The organism is Agrococcus lahaulensis DSM 17612, from assembly GCF_000425105.1.
Taxonomy (GTDB): domain Bacteria; phylum Actinomycetota; class Actinomycetes; order Actinomycetales; family Microbacteriaceae; genus Agrococcus; species Agrococcus lahaulensis.
This window is the reverse complement of record NZ_AULD01000005.1, coordinates 74,029-91,422: the sequence shown is the minus strand read 5'-3', so window position 1 is coordinate 91,422 and position 17,394 is coordinate 74,029. Positions and strand designations below refer to the sequence as shown.

At 72.0% G+C, this 17,394-nt stretch carries 19 protein-coding genes and 2 tRNA genes; 15 read left to right on the top strand and 6 right to left on the bottom strand.

Annotated features, from left to right (window positions below):
* Positions 1–26 precede the first annotated feature (26 nt).
* The 15 genes from H508_RS0100760 (at position 27) to H508_RS0100695 (ending at position 11,643) form a co-directional block, all read left to right on the top strand.
* Positions 27–1,283: a sugar ABC transporter substrate-binding protein gene (locus tag H508_RS0100760; protein WP_026372644.1), complete on the top strand. Its 1,257-nt coding sequence runs from the start codon at positions 27–29 to the stop codon at positions 1,281–1,283.
* A gap of 82 nt (positions 1,284–1,365) precedes the next feature.
* A complete protein-coding gene (locus H508_RS0100755; RefSeq protein WP_084154885.1) occupies positions 1,366–2,964 on the top strand; it encodes an ABC transporter permease subunit in 1,599 nt (532 codons plus the stop codon).
* Positions 2,965–3,044: 80 nt separating this feature from the next.
* Complete coding sequence (locus H508_RS0100750; protein WP_245569445.1) at positions 3,045–3,899, top strand: sugar ABC transporter permease; 855 nt, start codon at positions 3,045–3,047, stop codon at positions 3,897–3,899.
* Positions 3,900–3,970: 71 nt separating this feature from the next.
* Positions 3,971–5,503, top strand: coding sequence for a sodium-dependent transporter (locus tag H508_RS0100745; protein WP_035253581.1), 1,533 nt, complete (start codon positions 3,971–3,973; stop codon positions 5,501–5,503).
* The gene (locus tag H508_RS16985) at positions 5,500–5,628 is read left to right on the top strand and encodes a MetS family NSS transporter small subunit (protein WP_084154883.1); all 129 of its coding nucleotides are present in this window, start codon (positions 5,500–5,502) and stop codon (positions 5,626–5,628) included. Before H508_RS0100745 ends, H508_RS16985 begins: the two co-directional genes overlap by 4 nt.
* A 117-nt stretch (positions 5,629–5,745) precedes the next feature.
* Positions 5,746–6,090 (top strand): DUF485 domain-containing protein, encoded by a 345-nt coding sequence (locus H508_RS0100735; protein WP_035253807.1) that lies wholly within the window; start codon positions 5,746–5,748, stop codon positions 6,088–6,090.
* Positions 6,090–7,667, top strand: coding sequence for a solute symporter family protein (locus tag H508_RS0100730; RefSeq protein ID WP_035253579.1), 1,578 nt, complete (start codon positions 6,090–6,092; stop codon positions 7,665–7,667). The genes H508_RS0100735 and H508_RS0100730 overlap by 1 nt, the downstream gene beginning before the upstream one ends.
* Positions 7,668–7,764: 97 nt before the next feature.
* Positions 7,765–7,836: transfer RNA gene (locus H508_RS0100725), tRNA-Thr, on the top strand.
* 38 nt (positions 7,837–7,874) lie between these two features.
* Positions 7,875–7,948 (top strand) — tRNA-Met (locus H508_RS0100720).
* A gap of 151 nt (positions 7,949–8,099) precedes the next feature.
* Entirely contained in the window at positions 8,100–8,459 is a 360-nt protein-coding gene (locus H508_RS17610; RefSeq protein ID WP_211220825.1) for a hypothetical protein, read from the top strand.
* Entirely contained in the window at positions 8,378–9,118 is a 741-nt protein-coding gene (locus H508_RS13715; RefSeq protein WP_211220824.1) for a homocysteine S-methyltransferase family protein, read from the top strand. Before H508_RS17610 ends, H508_RS13715 begins: the two co-directional genes overlap by 82 nt.
* Before the next feature lie 9 nt (positions 9,119–9,127).
* Positions 9,128–9,577, top strand: a complete 450-nt coding sequence (locus H508_RS0100710; RefSeq protein WP_026372638.1) for an FAS1-like dehydratase domain-containing protein — start codon at positions 9,128–9,130, stop codon at positions 9,575–9,577.
* Complete coding sequence (locus H508_RS0100705; protein WP_026372637.1) at positions 9,574–9,987, top strand: MaoC/PaaZ C-terminal domain-containing protein; 414 nt, start codon at positions 9,574–9,576, stop codon at positions 9,985–9,987. Before H508_RS0100710 ends, H508_RS0100705 begins: the two co-directional genes overlap by 4 nt.
* On the top strand, positions 9,984–11,168 hold the full coding sequence (locus H508_RS0100700) for a UDP-N-acetylmuramate dehydrogenase (protein ID WP_026372636.1): 1,185 nt from the start codon (positions 9,984–9,986) through the stop codon (positions 11,166–11,168). Before H508_RS0100705 ends, H508_RS0100700 begins: the two co-directional genes overlap by 4 nt.
* 52 nt (positions 11,169–11,220) lie before the next feature.
* The gene (locus H508_RS0100695) at positions 11,221–11,643 is read left to right on the top strand and encodes a VOC family protein (protein WP_026372635.1); all 423 of its coding nucleotides are present in this window, start codon (positions 11,221–11,223) and stop codon (positions 11,641–11,643) included.
* A gap of 3 nt (positions 11,644–11,646) precedes the next feature.
* Here the strand turns inward: H508_RS0100695 and H508_RS0100690 are convergent, their stop codons facing one another.
* The 6 genes from H508_RS0100690 to H508_RS0100665 are packed head-to-tail and all read right to left on the bottom strand — an operon-like array spanning position 11,647 to position 17,299.
* The gene (locus H508_RS0100690; RefSeq protein ID WP_026372634.1) at positions 11,647–12,261 is read right to left on the bottom strand and encodes a response regulator; all 615 of its coding nucleotides are present in this window, start codon (positions 12,259–12,261) and stop codon (positions 11,647–11,649) included.
* Positions 12,258–13,391 (bottom strand): sensor histidine kinase, encoded by a 1,134-nt coding sequence (locus H508_RS13710; protein WP_051222446.1) that lies wholly within the window; start codon positions 13,389–13,391, stop codon positions 12,258–12,260. Before H508_RS13710 ends, H508_RS0100690 begins: the two co-directional genes overlap by 4 nt.
* A gap of 11 nt (positions 13,392–13,402) precedes the next feature.
* Positions 13,403–14,266, bottom strand: a complete 864-nt coding sequence (locus H508_RS0100680; RefSeq protein WP_026372633.1) for an ABC transporter permease — start codon at positions 14,264–14,266, stop codon at positions 13,403–13,405.
* Positions 14,263–15,126: an ABC transporter ATP-binding protein gene (locus tag H508_RS13700; RefSeq protein WP_035253577.1), complete on the bottom strand. Its 864-nt coding sequence runs from the start codon at positions 15,124–15,126 to the stop codon at positions 14,263–14,265. The genes H508_RS0100680 and H508_RS13700 overlap by 4 nt, the downstream gene beginning before the upstream one ends.
* 60 nt (positions 15,127–15,186) lie before the next feature.
* A complete protein-coding gene (locus H508_RS0100670) occupies positions 15,187–16,086 on the bottom strand; it encodes an alpha/beta hydrolase (protein WP_026372632.1) in 900 nt (299 codons plus the stop codon).
* A 19-nt stretch (positions 16,087–16,105) separates the two neighbouring features.
* Positions 16,106–17,299 (bottom strand): pyridoxal phosphate-dependent aminotransferase, encoded by a 1,194-nt coding sequence (locus tag H508_RS0100665; protein WP_051222444.1) that lies wholly within the window; start codon positions 17,297–17,299, stop codon positions 16,106–16,108.
* Positions 17,300–17,394: the final 95 nt, after the last annotated feature.

Sequence of the window (17,394 nt, the reverse complement as noted above, 5' to 3'; positions counted from 1 at the left end):
GCCCATCTGACCTGAAGGAAGGCACCATGAAGCACAGCAGCCTCGTGAAGGCGGCCGGCGTCGGCGCCCTCGCGCTCACGCTCGCGGCCTGCTCGGGCGGCGGCACCCCCGCGCCCGAGGGCACGGAGTCGGCAGCGCCGCAGGGCGGCGGCGAGCTCATCGTCTGGATGGACGAGAACCGCGCGTCGGCCCTCGAGGGCGTCGTCGCCACGTTCGAGGAGGAGACCGGCACGACGGTCGAGGTCATCATCAAGGACTTCAACACCATCCGCGACGACCTCACGACCCAGGCGCCCTCGGGCGACGGCCCCGACGTCGTCGTCGGCGCGCACGACTGGATCGGCAAGCTCGTCCAGAACGGCGTCATCCAGCAGGTCGAGCTCGGCGACCTCGCGAGCGACTTCGAGGAGGTCGCGGTCTCGGCCATGACCTACGACGGCTCCGTCTACGGCGTGCCCGTCTCGATCGAGAACATCGCGCTCGTGCGCAACACGGCGCTCGCCCCCGAGGCGCCCGCGACGTGGGACGACCTCGTCGCGACCGGCCAGGCGGCCGTCGCGTCGGGCCAAGCCGAGCACCCGCTGCTGGTCGGCATCGACCCGAACAACGCCGACCCGTACCACCTGTACCCGCTGCAGGCCTCGTTCGGCGGCCCGGTCTTCGGCATCAACGAGGACGGCTCCTACAACCCCGACGACCTGCAGCTCGGCAACGAGGGCAACGTGCAGTTCGCCCAGGCGCTCGCGCAGTGGGGTGCCGAGGGCATCATCAACCTGAACATCTCGCAGGACATCGCGAAGGAGCAGTTCGCCTCCGGCACGAGCCCGTACACGATCACGGGTCCGTGGAACCTCGCCGACTTCCAGGAGGCGGGCATCGAGTACGCGATCGACCCGATCCCCTCGGCGGGCGGCCAGCCGGCGACCCCGTTCGTGGGCGTGCAGGGCTTCTTCATCTCGCAGTACGCGAACAACCCCATCGTCGCCTCGCAGTTCCTCACCGAGTACATCGCGGGCGAGGAGGCGCAGGCGGCGATCTTCGAGAGCGGCCAGCGCGCTCCCGCGCTGACGGCGGCGTTCGAGGCCGCGCAGTCGAACGAGGACGTCGCGGGCTTCGGCGCCGTCGGCGCCGCGGGTGTGCCGATGCCGAACATCCCCGAGATGGATGCGCTGTGGACCGACTGGGGCACCACCGAGGCGCAGATCATCGGCGGCCAGGCGGCCGACCCGGCCGCGGCCTGGACCGAGATGGCTGCCAAGATCCAGGGCACGCTGGGCGGCTGAGCCCCCGGTGCAAGCGGTGGCCGGCCCATCGGGCCGGCCGCCGTCCCATCCCCCGCGACTGCCGAGGCGACAGGAGCCCGTCTTGACCACTACCGCCGCACCGCCGAGGCCCGCCCGGGCGCCGAAGCGAGGCATCCGCCACCAGCCCTCGAGCTTCAAGGTGCTCGCGCTCAAGCTGCTGCTGCTCGCGCTCGTCGACGCGGTCGCGGTCTTCGCGATGTCGGTGATGCTGCTGCGCGACGACTACGTGCTCGCGGGCGTCGTGCTCGTCGTGACGCTGCTCGTCAACTGGGTCTACCTGAGCCCCGGACTGCTGCCGGCGAAGTACCTCACGCCCGGGCTCATCTTCCTCGCGGTCTTCCAGGTCTTCGTCATCGTCTACACGCTCTACATCGCCTTCACGAACTACGGCGACGGGCACAACTCGACGAAGGACGACGCGATCTCGGCGATCGTGGGGCAGAACACGCAGCGCGTCGAGGGCTCGCCCGTCTACCAGGTGCAGGTCGTCGAGAGCCTCGCGGGGCTCGGACTGCTCGCGACGAGCCCAGACGGCGACGTGCTCGTCGGCACGGCCGAGGAACCGCTCGAGGAGGTCGCCGACGGCGACGTCACGATGGACGGGCCCCGTGCGACCGCGGCGGCCGGCTGGACGAGCCTCGGCATGCAGGACATCCTGCAGCGCCAGCAGGAGATCGCGGCGCTGCAGGTGCCGCTGAGCGACGACCTCGCCGACGGCTTCCTCCGCACGACGAACGCATCCCAGGCCTTCGTCTTCGAGTCGACCTTCGTCTACGACGAGGCGACCGACACCATGACCGACAGCGCGACCGGCATCGTCTACCGCGACCTCGGCAACGGCCAGTTCGAGAGCGACGACGGGCAGGTGCTCGGCACCGGTTGGCAGATCGTCGTCGGGTTCGAGAACTTCCTCTACCCCTTCGAGAACCCGCGCTACGGCGGGGCGCTCGTGTCGGTCCTGCTCTGGACGTTCGCGTTCGCGATCATCTCGGTCGGGCTCTCGTTCTTCCTCGGCCTCTTCCTGGCCATCGCGCTCAACGACCCGCGCATGAAGTCGAAGTTCGCCTATCGCGTGCTGTCGATCCTCCCGTACGCGTTCCCGTCGTTCCTCGGCGCGCTCGTCTGGCTCGGCCTCATGAACACCGAGTTCGGCTTCATCAACAACGTGCTCCTCGGCGGCGCCGACATCCCGTGGCTCACGGATCCGTGGCTCGCGAAGGTGTCGACGATCATCGTGAACGTGTGGCTGGGCTTCCCCTACATGTTCCTCATCTGCCTCGGCGCGCTGCAGTCGATCCCCGAGGAGCTCACGGAGGCGGCGTCGGTCGACGGCGCGACCGGCTGGCAGGTCTTCAGCGGCATCAAGCTGCCGCTGCTGTTCGTCTCGACCGCGCCGCTGCTCATCTCGTCGTTCGCGTTCAACTTCAACAACTTCAACATCATCTACATGCTGACGCGCGGCGGTCCCCGCATGGCGGGCGTCGAGGAGAACGTCGGGCACACCGACCTGCTCATCACGCTCGTCTACAAGACCGCGTTCGAGGGGGTCGGCCGCGACTACGGCCTCGCCTCGGCGCTGTCGATCCTCATCTTCATCATCGTGGCGACCGTGTCGACGATCGCGTTCCGCCGCACCAAGGCGCTGGAGGAGCTCAACTGATGAGCATCGAGATCGATCCCATCGCCGTCGACCCGACGGGGGACCGCGAGCCCGAGCGGCGACCCGCGCCGCAGTCGAGGATGTCGTTCCAGAAGTGGCTCCGCGAGCTCGGCTGGCGGCACCTCGTCGGCATCGCGGTCGTGCTGTTCGCCGCCTTCCCGCTCGTCTACGTGCTGAGCGCGTCGCTCAACCCGAGTGGCACCCTCACCGGCTCGAACGCGCTCTTCCGGGAGGTGTCGGCCGAGAACTACGTCGCCCTGCTGAGCGATCCCCGGCGCCCCTACGCCGCGTGGTTCGCCAACTCGCTGATCGTCGGTCTCGTCACCGCCGCGGGCACCGTCTTCCTCGGCGCGCTCGCCGCCTACTCGTTCAGCCGCATGCGCTTCACGGGCCGCCGCTTCGGGCTGCTGAGCCTCATCCTCGTGCAGATGTTCCCGCAGCTGCTCGCGGTCGTGGCGATCTACCTGCTCATGCGCGGCATCAGCGACTTCTTCCCGGCGATCGGCCTCGACTCGCTCGTCGGCCTCATCATGATCTACCTGGGCGGCGCGCTCGGCGTGAACACCTACCTGATGTACGGCTTCTTCAACACCGTGCCGTCGTCGATCGACGAGGCGGCGAAGATCGACGGCGCGGGTCACGCGCGCATCTTCTTCACCATCATCCTGCGGCTCGTCGCGCCGATCCTCGCCGTCGTCGGGCTGCTGTCGTTCATCAGCACGATGAGCGAGTTCGTCGTCTCGTCGGTCATCCTGACGAGCCCAGATCGGCTCACGCTCGCCGTCGGGCTCTTCCGCTACGTCTCCGAGGAGACGAACACGAACTACCCCGTCTTCGCGGCAGGCGCGGTGCTCGCGGCCATCCCCGTCATGGCGCTGTTCCTGTGGCTGCAGAAGTACATCGTGGGCGGGCTCACCGCGGGCGCTGTCAAGTAGGGCGCGCCGCGCCCGCGGCAGCTGTGGCACGGTAGGGGCATGCATCTCGACGGAGCGGTGGAGGTCTGGCCATGACGCAGGTGAAGGCGCCGATCGATCGCGGTCGGTTCTCGAACAAGACCGTCTTCATCATGGCCGCGATCGGCTCCGCGGTCGGGCTCGGCAACATCTGGCGCTTCCCCTACGTCGCCTACGAGGGCGGCGGCGGGGCGTTCATCCTGCCGTACCTCGTCGCGCTGCTCGTCGCGGGCATCCCGCTCCTGCTGCTCGACTACGCCATCGGCCACTCGCAGCGCGGCTCGGCACCGCTCTCGTTCGCCCGCCTGCACCGCCGGCTCGAGTTCATCGGCTGGTGGCAGGTGTCGATCTGCGTGGTCATCGCGCTCTACTACGCGGCGATCCTCGCGTGGTCGACGCAGTACATCGGCTTCTCGTTCACGCAGGCGTGGGGCGACGACCCGGAGGCGTTCCTCTTCGGCGAGTTCCTGCAGACGGAGGCGGGCGTCGTCTCGCTCGAGTTCGTGCCGGCCGTGCTCATCCCGATGGCGATCATCTGGCTCGTCACGATCGTCATCATGGCGCTCGGCGTGCAGAAGGGCGTCGGGGCGACCTCGGTCATCTTCATCCCCGTGCTGCTCATCGCGTTCTGCGCGCTCGTCGTGCAGGCGCTCATGCTCCCGGGCGCGCTGGACGGCCTGCAGTCGCTCTTCGCCCCCAACTGGGCGGCGCTGCTCGACCCGGCGGTCTGGGCGAGCGCCTTCGGCCAGATCTTCTTCTCGCTCTCGGTGGGCTTCGGCATCATGATCACCTACGCCTCCTACGTGGGGCGGAAGATCGACATGACCGGCTCGGCCTTCGTCGTCGGCTTCGCGAACTCGGGGTTCGAGCTGCTCGCGGGCATCGGCGTCTTCTCGGCGCTCGGCTTCCTCGCGCAAGCCTCGGGAGCTGCGGTCGCCGACGTCGTGAGCGCCGGCATCGGACTCGCGTTCGTCGCGTTCCCGGCGATCATCTCGCAAGCGCCGTTCGGCGCGCTGCTCGGCGTGCTGTTCTTCGCATCGCTCGTGCTCGCCGGCTTCACGTCGCTCGTGAGCATCCTCGAGGTCGTGATCTCGGCCGTGCGCGACAAACTCGAGCTGGGGCGCGTCGCCGCGAGCCTCGCCGTGACCGTGCCGATGGCGATCGTGAGCATCTTGCTCTTCTCCACCAGGAGCGGCGTGGTGGTGCTCGACATCGCCGACTACTTCATCAACCGCTTCGGCATCCTGCTCGTCGCGCTCGTCGCGATGGTCGCCGTCGGCTGGGGCCTCCGGCGCGTGCCGTGGTTCGCCGACCACATGAGCCGCTTCGGCTCGATCCGGCTCGGCCGCTGGTGGGTCGTGCTCGTGACGTACATCACGCCCGTGCTCATCGCGCTCATCCTCGTGCAGGAGGCGGTCACCGCGATCACGGTGCCGTACGAGGGATACCCGGCGTGGATGCTCGGGGTGTTCGGGTGGGGCGCGGCCGGTGCGGCACTCATCGCGGGGGTGCTGCTCGCGATCCCGAAGTGGAAGCAGACGACGCCGCTCGAGGCGCCGCCGCACGACGAGGAGGTCATCCGATGACGATCGACGCGATCCTGCTGATGGCGGTCTCGATGCTCGTGCTGTGGGGCGGGCTCGGCGCCGCGATCGTGAACATCGTGCGGTTCAAGGGCCCCGAGCCCGACGCATCCATGCGCGACCTCTGACGCGACCGCCCGACGCGCTTGAGCGCGCGTTGAGCCAGACCTGAGGATGCGTATAGGCTCACCCCACTTCGACGAAGAAGCGGGGGCAGCGTCGCGCCCGGGATGGGAGATCCGCGCATGCCCGAATCCGACCCGATCGCCGAGCGGAGCCTGCAGATGCAGGCTTCGCCGGAGTTCCAGCGCCTCCGCAGCGCGTTCATGCGGTTCATCGTGCCGCTCACGGTGCTCTTCCTCGTCTGGTACCTCGCCTATGTGCTGATCGCGGGCTTCGCGCCCGACTTCTTCGCCACGCGCCTCGGCGACAGCTACATCACGATCGGGCTGCTGTTCGGCCTCGCGCAGTTCGTCAGCACCTTCGCGATCACGATGCTCTACAGCCGCTGGGCGAACCGGGTCTACGACCGCGACGCCGAGCCGCTGCGCGAGCAGATGGAGCACGCGGCGATGGCGGGAGGCCGCTGATGGAGGAGATCAACCCGCTCATCAACATGATCGTGTTCGGCGCCTTCGTCGCCGTCACGCTCTTCATCGTCTTCCGCGTCTCGCGCCGCAAGGCGAGCGAGAACGAGTTCTACGCGGCTGGCCGCTCCTTCTCGGGCAGGCAGAACGGCGTCGCGATCGCGGGCGACTACCTCTCGGCCGCGAGCTTCCTCGGCATCTGCGGCGCGATCGCGGTCGCCGGCTACGACGGCTTCCTCTACTCGATCGGCTTCCTCGTCGCGTGGCTCGTCGCGCTGCTGCTCGTCGCCGAGCTGCTGCGCAACACCGGCCGCTTCACGATGGCCGACGTGCTGAGCTTCCGGCTCAAGCAGCGCCCCGTGCGCATGGCGGCGGCACTCGCGACCCTCGCGGTGTGCTTCTTCTACCTCGTCGCGCAGATGGCGGGCGCCGGCGGGCTCGTCGCGCTCCTGATGGGGTTCGAGGGCACGCTCGCGACGTCGATCACCATCGCGGTCGTCGGCATCCTCATGATCGTCTACGTGATCGTCGGCGGCATGAAGGGCACGACCTGGGTGCAGATCATCAAGGCCGTGCTGCTCATCGCGGGCGCCGGCATCATGACGCTCATCGTGCTGTTCATGGTGCAGTTCGACTTCAACGAGCTGCTCGCTCGCGCGGTCGAGGCATCGCCTGACGGCGAGGCGATCCTCGCGCCGGGCCTCAAGTACACGAACCCCGTGGACTTCCTCTCGCTCGGCCTCGCGCTCGTGCTCGGCACCGCGGGGCTCCCGCACGTGCTCATGCGCTTCTACACGGTGCCGTCGGCGAAGGAGGCGCGCCGGAGCGTCGTCTGGGCGATCTGGCTCATCGGCATCTTCTACCTCTTCACGCTCGTGCTCGGCTTCGGCGCCGGCGCGCTCGTGGGGCCGGAGACGATCCGCGACGCGCCCGGCGGCGAGAACGCGGCGGCTCCGCTGCTCGCGCTCGCGCTCGGCGGACCGGTGCTCATGGCGGTCATCTCCGCCATCGCGTTCGCGACGATCCTCGCGGTCGTCGCGGGCCTCGCGATCACGGCCGCGACGTCATTCGCGCACGACATCTACGCATCCATCATCAAGCGCGGCGACGTGCAGCCGGGCGCGGAGGTCAAGGTCGCGCGCATCACCGTGGTCGTGATCGGCGTCATCGCGATCCTCGGCGGCATCCTGGCGCAGAACCAGAACGTCGCGTTCCTCGTCGCCCTCGCGTTCGCGGTCGCGGCGAGCGCGAACCTGCCGACCATCATCTACTCGCTGTTCTGGCGCCGGTTCAACACCGGCGGGGCGCTGTGGTCGATGTACGGCGGGCTCATCGCGTGCGTGCTGCTCATCGTGCTCTCGCCCGTCGTCTCGGGCCGCGAGACGTCGATCTTCCCGGATGCTGACTTCGCGATCTTCCCGCTCGCGAACCCCGGCATCGTGTCGATCCCGCTCGCGTTCGTGCTCGGCGTCGTCGGCACGCTCCTCTCGAAGCCGTCGGCCGACCACGCCGTCAAGCAGGCGGAGATGGAGGTGCGCTCCTTCACCGGGGCGGGCGCGGAGAAGGCGTCCGACCACTGAGGCGCGAGAGGCCCTCGGCGCGCGCCGCCGGGGGCCTCGGTGCGCGCGCGGAGCCCGCGAGCGGTGCTACGATGTTCCGGTTGCCTGCACAGGCTTCGCCCCGGTAGCTCAGTGGTAGAGCACTTCCATGGTAAGGAAGGGGTCGCGAGTTCAATCCTCGCCCGGGGCTCGCGTTCGCTCGACGCTTCGAGCTCGGGTGGGCGTCCTGGCGGGGTAGCTCAGTTGGTGAGAGCGCACGACTCATAATCGTGAGGTCGCGGGTTCGAGCCCCGCCCTCGCTACCGCCGGAGATGAAGGGGATCGGGCCGACGCCCGATCCCCTTCTCCGTCCTCGCGCGACGGTGAATCGGGGCATGGACGCGCGTCCATGCCGGGAGTAGCGTGCGTGCCACGACAGGCCGCGCAGCCTGCCTCGACACCGAGGAGGACGTCATGTCCACGATCGCGCGACGGACGATGTCGTCGTCGCTCACGTCCAAGCCGTCGAAGCACCGCCACGACGCGCCCGTCCGCACGCAGGTCTCGTGGCCGTCGGCGGCGCGGCCCTTCGTGACCGACGGAGGCCTCGAGACGGACCTCATCTACAACCGCGGCGAGGAGCTGCGCGAGTTCGCCGCCTATCCGCTCGTGCGCACCGAGCGCGGCCGCGCGCTGCTCGAGGAGTACTTCGACGGCTATGCGGCGATCGCGCGCGAGCACGGCACCGGCTCGTGCTCGAGACGCCCACGTGGCGCGCGAGCGCCGACTGGGGAGCGCGGCTCGGCGACTCGCGCCGCGAGCTCTACGACGTGAACGTGCAGGCCGTGCGGCACCTCCTGCAGCTGCGTGAGGAGCGCTACGCCGACATCGCCGACGTGCTCATCAGCGGCGCGATGGGGCCGCGCGCCGACGCCTACGCCGACATCCCGCCGATCGACCCCGACGACGCGCAGATGTACCACGAGCCGCAGATCGACGCCTTCGCCGAGGGCGGCGTCGACCTCGTCACCGCGTTCACCCTCTCCGACCCCGGCGAAGCGGTCGGCCTCGCCCGCGCCGCGTTCTACCACGGGCTCCCCGTCGTCATCGGGTTCACGGTCGAGGCGGACGGGCGGCTCCGCGGCGGCATGCCGCTGCGCGAGGCGATCGAGGTCGTGGACGCCGAGACCGACACCGTCCACTACATGCTCAACTGCGCGCATCCGCAGCACATCCTCCGGGGCCTCGACGGGGGCACGTGGCAGCGGCGGATCGTGAGCGTGCGCTACGACGCCTCGACCCGCACGCACGCCGAGCTCGACCGCGCGACGACGATCGACGCCGGCGACATCGGCGAGCTGCGCCGCGGGCACGACGAGCTGCGCGCGCAGCTGCCGAACCTCGCGATCGTCGGCGGCTGCTGCGGCACCGACGCCCGCCACATCGCGGCCCTCTGGAAGGACCGCACCCCGCCTGAACCGCCCGCTCCGTAGACTGGCTGGGTGCCAGTCAACCCCGAGATCCAGGGCAGGCAGTACCCGCCCACGCCGCCCTACCTCGTCGGCCGCGAGAAGGTGCGCGAGTTCGCGCGCGCGGTGCAGGCCGAGCACCCGCTCCACCACGACGTCGACGCAGCGCGCGCCGCGGGCCACGCCGACGTCATCGCGCCGCCGACGTTCCCGATCGTCATCCAGCAGCTCACCTGGAACCAGCTGCTCGACGACCCCGCCGCGGGCATCGTGCTCGAGCGCATCGTGCACGGCGACCAGCGCTTCACGGCCACGCGCGCGATCGTCGCGGGCGACGAGCTCACCGGCCAGCTGACGGTCACGCGCGTGCGCTCGCTCGGCGGCAACGACATGGTCACGTGCGAGACGCGCGTGACGGATGCGTCGGGCGAGCACGTGGTGACGGCCACGTCGTCGCTCGTGGTCGCGGGGGAGGCGGCATGAGCGCGCTCTCCGGCCTCGAGGTGGGGCACGTGGTCGCCGAGCGCGACGTCGTGCTCTCGCGCGAGTCGCTCGTGCGCTACGCCGGCGCGTCCGGCGACTTCAACCCCATCCACTACCGCGACGACGTCGCAGCCGCCGTCGGGCTGCCGGGCGTGCTCGCGCACGGCATGCTCACGATGGGCATCGCGGTGCAGCCGGTCGTCGACTGGGCCGGGCCCGACCGCATCCTCGACTACCAGGTGCGGTTCACCCGTCCGGTCGTGGTCGACCCCGAGACGGGCGCGGCGCTCCACGTGGCCGCGAAGGTCGGCCAGCTCGGCGAGGGCACGGCGCGCATCGACCTCACCGTGACGTCGGCCGAGCAGACCATGCTCGGCAAGGCGCAGGTCGTCGTGAAGACCGACGGATGAGTCGGCCGACGCCGGGCGCGGACGGCGCGGCCGCGCACGCCCCCCGCTCGCTCGCGGACGCGACGACCATGCGGGTCGGCGGCGAGGCCGCCCGCTGGATCGAGGCGACGACGCGCGAGGAGGTCGCGGCCGCCTACGCCGAGGCGATCGCCGACGACCACGAGCCGCTGCTGCTGCTCGGCGGCGGCTCCAACACGGTCGCGTCGTCCCAGGCCTTCGACGGCACCGTGCTGCAGGTCTCGACCCGAGGCATCCGCACCCTGCCCGTCGCGCCGCCGCCGCACCGCCCGGCGGGGGAGGAGCCGCCGTCCGACGACTCGGTCGTGCTGCGCGTCGAGGCGGGCGAGCCGTGGGACGCGCTCGTCGCGCGCACCGTGGAGGAGGGGCTCGCGGGCATCGAGGCGCTCAGCGGCGTGCCGGGCTCGACCGGCGCCGCGCCGATCCAGAACATCGGCGCCTACGGCCAGGAGCTCTCGTCGACCCTCGTCGGTCTCGAGCTGCTCGAGCTCGAGACGCTCGAGACCCGCTTCGTGCCGGCGGCGGAGCTGCGGCTCGGGTACCGCGACTCGGCGATCAAGCAGGGCGTGCTGCGAGGCGTCGTGCTCTCGGTCGACCTGCGCCTGCGGCGCTCGGCCGACGGGCGCAGCCAGCCGATCGCCTACCAGCAGCTCGCGTCGGCCCTTGGCGTCGACCTGGGCACGCGCGTGCCGCTCGCCGACGTGCGCGCGTCGGTGCTCGAGCTGCGCTCGTCGAAGGGCATGGTGCTCTCGGACGACCCCGACTCGGTGAGCGCCGGGTCGTTCTTCACGAACCCGATCGTGTCGGCCCGCTTCGCCGCCGGCCTCCCGGACGACGCGCCGCGCTGGTCGGTCGCGCCCGAGCCGCAGCCGGTCGTGCTGCCGCTCGGCGCCGACGACGCGGTGCCGCCGCTCGAGCGGCCCGTGCCGCGCGTGAAGCTCTCGGCCGCGTGGCTCATCGAGCACTCGGGCATCGGCCGCGGCTTCTCGCTGCCGGGCTCGCGCGCCGCGATCTCGTCGAAGCACACGCTCGCGCTCACGAACCGCGGCGGCGCGACGGGCGAGGAGATCGCCGAGCTCGCGCGCTTCGTGCAGGCGCGGGTCGAGAACCAGTGGGGCGTGCACCTCGTGCCCGAGCCCGTGCTCGTCGGCCTGCAGCTGTAGGCGCCGTCGCCTGCGCGGGAATGCGGGCGCCGCGGCCGCGGTTGCCGCTCGCATGACCGCTCCCAAGCAGCTGCGCCTCGTCGTCGAGGCGGAGGACTTCGAGGCCGCGCTCGCGTTCTACCGCGACGCGCTCGGCCTGCCCGAGATCGCGGCGTTCGAGGGCGACGGCGAGGCGCGCGTCGCGATCCTCGACGCCGGCCGCGCGACGCTCGAGCTCGCGAACCCGGCGCAGAAGCGCATGATCGATCGCATCGAGGCCGGCGGGCGCGAGAGCCCGCGCATCCGCGTCGCGTTCGAGGTCGACGACGCCGAGGGCGTCACGCGCCGGCTCGAGACGGCCGGCGCGACGGTGATCGCCGAGCCCGTCGAGACGCCGTGGCGCTCGCGGAACTCGCGCCTCGAGGGCCCCACCGACCTCACGCTCACGCTCTTCGAGGAGCAGGACGGCGAGGAGCACTTCGTCCCGGTGGGATAGGGCTCAGAGCAGCCCGCGCTCGAGCGCGACCGCCACCGCCGAGGTGCGGTCGCGCACCCCGAGCTTCGCGAAGATCGACTGCACGTGCGTCTTGACGGTCGCCTCGCCGATGAAGAGGGCCCGACCGATCGCCGCGTTCGTCGCGCCCGCCTTCATGCGCTCGAGCACCTCCCGCTCGCGGGCGGAGAGCGCGATCGCCGGTCCGCGCTGGCGGTCGGCGAGCGCTCGCGCGACCGTCGGGGCCATCGCCCGCTCACCGCGCGCGACGGCGCGCACGGCCGCGAAGATCTCGAGCGGCGGCGCCGCCTTCAGCAGGTAGCCGGTCGCGCCCGCCTCGGTCGCCGCCAGGATGTCGGCGTCCGAGTCGTAGGTCGTGAGCACGAGCACGCGCGTCTCCGGCAGCTCCGCGAGGATCCGCCGGGTCGCCTCCGCGCCGCCGACCCCCGGCATGCGCAGGTCGGTGAGCACGACGTCGGGGCGCTCCGCGCGCGCGAGCGCGACGAGCGCCTCGCCGTCCGCCGCTTGCCCGACGACCTCGATGTCGGCCGCCTCCGCGAGCAGCGCCGCGAGGCCGCCGCGCACGACGGGGTGGTCGTCGGCGACCGCGACGCGAATCACGGCGCGCCCGCCCCGAGCCGGGCGACGACGCGCGTGCCCGCGGGGGAGGAGTCGATCTCGAGGCTCCCGCCCGCGAGCGACATCCGCTCGTCGAGCCCCTGCAGCCCGAGGCCTCGCCGCACGGCGGTGCGGTCGAACCCGCGCCCGTCGTCGGCGACCTCGAGCCGCACGCCCGACGCATCCGCAGTCAGGGTCACGCCGACGCTCGCCGCGCGCGCGTGCTTGCGCACGTTCGCGAGCGACTCCTGCGCGGTGCGCAGCAGCGCGGCCTGCGCGTCGACCGGCAGCTCGACCGCGACCGCCTCGACGCGCACCGCGATGCCCGTCTCGGCGGCGAAGCGCTCGCCGAGCCGCTCGAGCGCGACCGGCAGCCCGTCGTCGAGGCCGACGGGCGCGTTCGCCGCGACGAGCCCGCGCACCTCGGCGAGCGCGCCCTGGGCGAGCTCCTCGACCGCCGCGAGCGTCGCGGCGTCGGCGCCGCGGCGCTGCGCGAGCATCGCGATCGCGGCGAGGTCCTGCGCGATCGTGTCGTGCAGGTCGCGCGCGATGCGAGCGCGCTCGGCGGCCGTCGCGTGCTCGCCGCTCAGCCGCGCGATCGAGGCCTGCGCGGCCTCGAGCTCGGCGATGAGCCGGTCGCGCTCCTCGGTCGCGCGGGCGAGCCCCGAGATCCAGAGCCCGATGACCATGCTGAACGCGAAGCTGAGCGACTGCGTCGTCGCGAGCAGCCATGTGTCGCCCCCGTCGAGCCAGAACGCTGCGAGCACGGCGCCGAAGAGCCCGACGTTCGCGATCACGGCACGGCGGATGCTGTCGCACGACGAGACCCACAGGAGCGGCGCGGCGAGCGCCTGCGCGCCGGCGAGCGGCGGGTAGGCGAAGGCGGCGACCGCAGCGCCGACGACGGCCGCGACCTGGAAGGCCGTGCTCGGCCGCTCCTCGAGCATCGCCCTGCGCGCGAGGGGATACGCGAGGCCGATCGTCAGCACGCCCGCGGCGCCGAGCGCGATCGAGGGCAGGTCGCCCGCGAAGCCCGCGACGACGAGCAGCACGGCGACGCCGATGCCGACGAACGCGTCCCACATCCGCGGGTCCTCGATCGCCGTCGCGCGCTCGGGCTCGCTCGCCGCCATGTCTCCTCCGGTCAGCCCCGCTTGATCCAGCGGAACGTCAGCGCAGCCACCACGGTACCGACGACCGCCCAGATGCCGAGGGCCGTCGCGACGCCCTGCAGGTTCCACGCCTCGCCGACCTCGAGGTGATGGGCGATCTCGGGGAGCAGGGCGAAGCGCATCCCGTGCCCGACCCACGCGAGCGGGAAGAGGTTCGCGATCGTCTGCAGCCACTCCGGCAGCATGGGGAAGGCGAGGTAGATGCCCGAGATGAACTGCAGGATGAGCGCGAGCGGGATGACGACGGCGGATGCGCTGCTCACGGTGCGGGGGATCTGGGCGACCGCGACGCCCAGCACCGCGAAGCACACGAGCGCGCCGAAGAACACCCACGCGAGCGCGAGCCAGCGCTCCGGCTCGGTCGGGAGCTCGATGCCGAAGACGCCGACCGCGACGGCGAGCAGGAGCGCCGCTTGGGCGAGCGACGTGACGAGCAGCTGGCCGAGCTTGCCGAGGAAGTAGGAGAGCACGGGCAGCGGCGTCGCGGCGAGCCGCTGCAGCGTGCCGTCGTTGCGCTCCACCGCGATCTCGATCCCGAGGTTCTGCACGCCCGAGAGGAACACGCCGGCGGCGAGCATCGCCGGCAGGTAGTACTGCGCCTGCGTCACCCGCTGCCCGTCGAGCTCGAGCATCGCCGGCAGCGACCCGAACGCGCTCGCGAAGATCGCGAACAGCAGCACGGGGAACAGGAACGTGAACACGAGCGCGTCGCTGCGGCGGAAGTACTGCAGCAGCTCGATGCGCACGCGGTCGGCGGCGCAGCGCAGGGTGTGGCCGGGGCGGAGCCCGGGGCGCACGGGCGCGACGGCGCGCGCGAGCGGGGTGATGGCAGTCATGCTGCAGCCTCCTCGGGCTGGTCGTCGGAGGCGTCGCCGATGAGGGACAGGTAGACGTCCTCGAGCGAGGGACGCACGATCTCGAGGTCGGTCGGCTCGCTGCGCAGCTGCCGCACGACCGACGCGGGCTCGTGCGTGCGCACCTCGTGGTGGCCCGACGCATCCGACCACCGCACGATCGGCGTGCGCGCCTCCGCGCCGCCGATGCGATCGGTGCGGTCGATCGCGAGCAGCCTGCCGCCCGCGATGATGCCCGCGCGGTCGGCGAGCTGCTCCGCCTCGTCGAGGTAGTGGGTCGTGAGCAGGATCGTCGTGCCGTCGGCCGCGACGTCGCGGATGAGCTGCCAGAAGGCGCGCCGCGCCTGCGGGTCGAAGCCCGTGGTCGGCTCGTCGAGGAAGAGCACCTCGGGCCGGCCGATGATGCCGAGGGCCACGTCGACGCGGCGCTGCTGGCCGCCCGAGAGCTTGGCGACGCGGCGCTTCGTGTGCTCGGCGAGCCCGACGGCGGCGATCGTCTCGTCGACGTCCCGCGCGGCGGGGAAGACCCGCGCGAAGTGGGTCAGGATCTCGCGCACGGTGAGGGCGTCGGCATGGCCGGTCGACTGCAGCACGACGCCGATGCGGCTGCGCCACGCGCGGTCGGCGTGGCGCGGGTCGACGCCGAGCACGCTCGCGGCGCCGCTCGTGGGCGTGCGGAAGCCCTCGAGCATCTCGACCGTCGTCGACTTGCCGGCGCCGTTGGGGCCGAGCAGCGCGAACGTCTCGCCGGGCTCGATGCGGAAGGAGACGTCGTCGACGACGGTGCGCGCGCCGTAGCGCTTCGTGAGGCCGTCTGCGACGACGGCGGGTGCGGTGCTCATGGCAACAGGCTCGCGCGAGCGGCGGCCGCCGGCATCCACCGATCGGTGGGTCTGCGCGCGTCAGGCGATCGCGCACGCGAGCCAGTCGATCGCGGAGGCCCGGTGCAGGGCCGCGAGTCGCGAGCCGCCGGCGATCGCGTCGAGGCCGTGCGGCGCGCCGGGCACGACGTCGAGCTGCACGTCGACGCCCGCGGCGCGGAGCCGCTCGGCGTAGGCGACGTCCTCATCGTGGAAGAGGTCGATGTCGCCGACACCGATCCACGCGGGCGGCAGCCCCCGCAGGTCGGCGCGGCGCGCGGGCACGGCGTGCTCGGGCACGGCCTCCGCGCCCGGCTCGCGGCCGAGCAGCGCGCGCCAGCCGAGCCGGTTGGCGCGGTTGTCCCACACGAAGTGCCGCTCGGCGTCGAGCTCGGTGCGCGCGGAGGTGCGGTCGTCGAGCATGGGGCAGAAGAGCAGCTGCGCGATCGGCTGCGCGCCGCCGGCGTCGAGCAGGCGCTGCGCGAGCGAGGCGGCGAGGCCGGCGCCGGCGCTCTGCCCGCCGACGGCGATGCGCTCGCGGCCCTGCGCGACGAGCACCGCGAACACGCGCTCGCAGTCGTCGAGCGGTGCGGGGAAGGGATGCTCGGGGACGAGCCGGTAGTCGACGCTCACGACCGAGATCCCGACGCGCACGGCGATCTCGGAGCACACGCGGTCGTCCATGTGCGGCGCGCCGATGATCATGCCGCCGCCGTGCACCCACAGGAGCACGGCGTCCGAGCGGATGCTCGGCGGCGCGTAGGTGCGCACGCGCACCCCGCCGAGGCGCTCGCCGCGGATGCGCACTCCCGCCTCGCGCGGCCAGCGGATGAGGCGCGGAGCCACCCGGCCGAGCCAGCGGCCGATCGGACGGCGCAGGTCGACGCCGCGCAGCGCCGCGACCGCCTCGCGCAGCTCGGGGTCGACGCGCTCGAGCTCCACCGGGACTGCTCCGCCTGGGCTACGCGGCGAAGAGGCGCTGCAGCCGCTGGACGCCCTCGAGCAGCGCCTCGTCGCCGAGCGCGTACGAGAAGCGCAAGTAGCCCGAGGGGCCGAACGCCTCGCCCGGCACCGCGGCGACCTCGGCCTGCTCGAGCATGAGATCGGCGAGCTCGAGGGAGGTCTCGGCGCGCACGCCGCCCCATTCCCTGCCCAGGAGCGCCGAGACATCCGCGTAGACGTAGAACGCGCCCTTCGGCGTCGGCACCGAGAAGCCGGGGATCCGCGAGAGCTCCTCGACGATCGTGCGGCGGCGGCGGTCGAAGGCGGTGAGCATGTCGGCGACCGCGTCCTGCGGGCCGGTGAGCGCCTCGAGCGCGCCGCGCTGCGCGACGTTGTTGACGTTGCTCGTCAGGTGCGACTGCAGGTTGCCGGCCGCCTTGATGACGTCGGCGGGCCCGACCATCCACCCCACGCGCCACCCGGTCATCGCGTAGGTCTTCGCGACGCCGTTCACGAGGATCGTGCGGTCGGCGAGCGCCGGCACCGCCTCGACGACCGAGACGGCGCGCTCGCCGTCGTAGACGAGGTTCTGGTAGATCTCGTCGCTCACGACCCAGAGGCCGTGCGCGTCGGCCCACTCGGCGATCTCGCGGATGTGCTCGGCCGGGTAGACGGCACCCGTCGGGTTCGAGGGGCTCACCATGAGCAGCGCCTTGGTGCGCTCGGTGCGCGCGGCCTCGAGCTGGTCGACCGTGACGAGGTAGCCCTGCTCGGCGCCCGCGAACACGTCGACCTGGCGCGCGCCCGTGAGGCCGATCGCCTCGGGGTAGGTGGTCCAGTAGGGCGTCGGCACGAGCACCTCGTCGCCCGGGTCCAGGATCGTCTGGAACGCCTGGTAGACCGACTGCTTGCCGCCGTTCGTGACGAGCGTCTGGCTCGGCTCGACCTCGAGGCCCGAGTCGCGCTTCGTCTTCGCCGCGATCGCCTCCCGCAGCTCGGGCAGGCCGGGCGCCGGCGTGTAGCGGTAGTTCTTCGGGTCGGCGAGCGCGCGCTGCGCCGCCTCGACGATGTTCGGCGGCGTGGCGAAGTCGGGCTCGCCCGCGGCGTAGCTGATGACGTCGCGGCCGGCGGCCTTGAGCGCCTTGGCCTTCGCGTCGACCTTGAGGGTCGCGGACTCGTTGATGGCGGCGATGCGCGCGGCGATGCGGTTCACGGCCCCCAGCCTACGAGGACGCGGGTGCGCGAGGGGCGCGCGCGACCGGCCGCGGCCGCGCGACACTCGGGGAAGTGGACAGCGGGTGCCGCGCC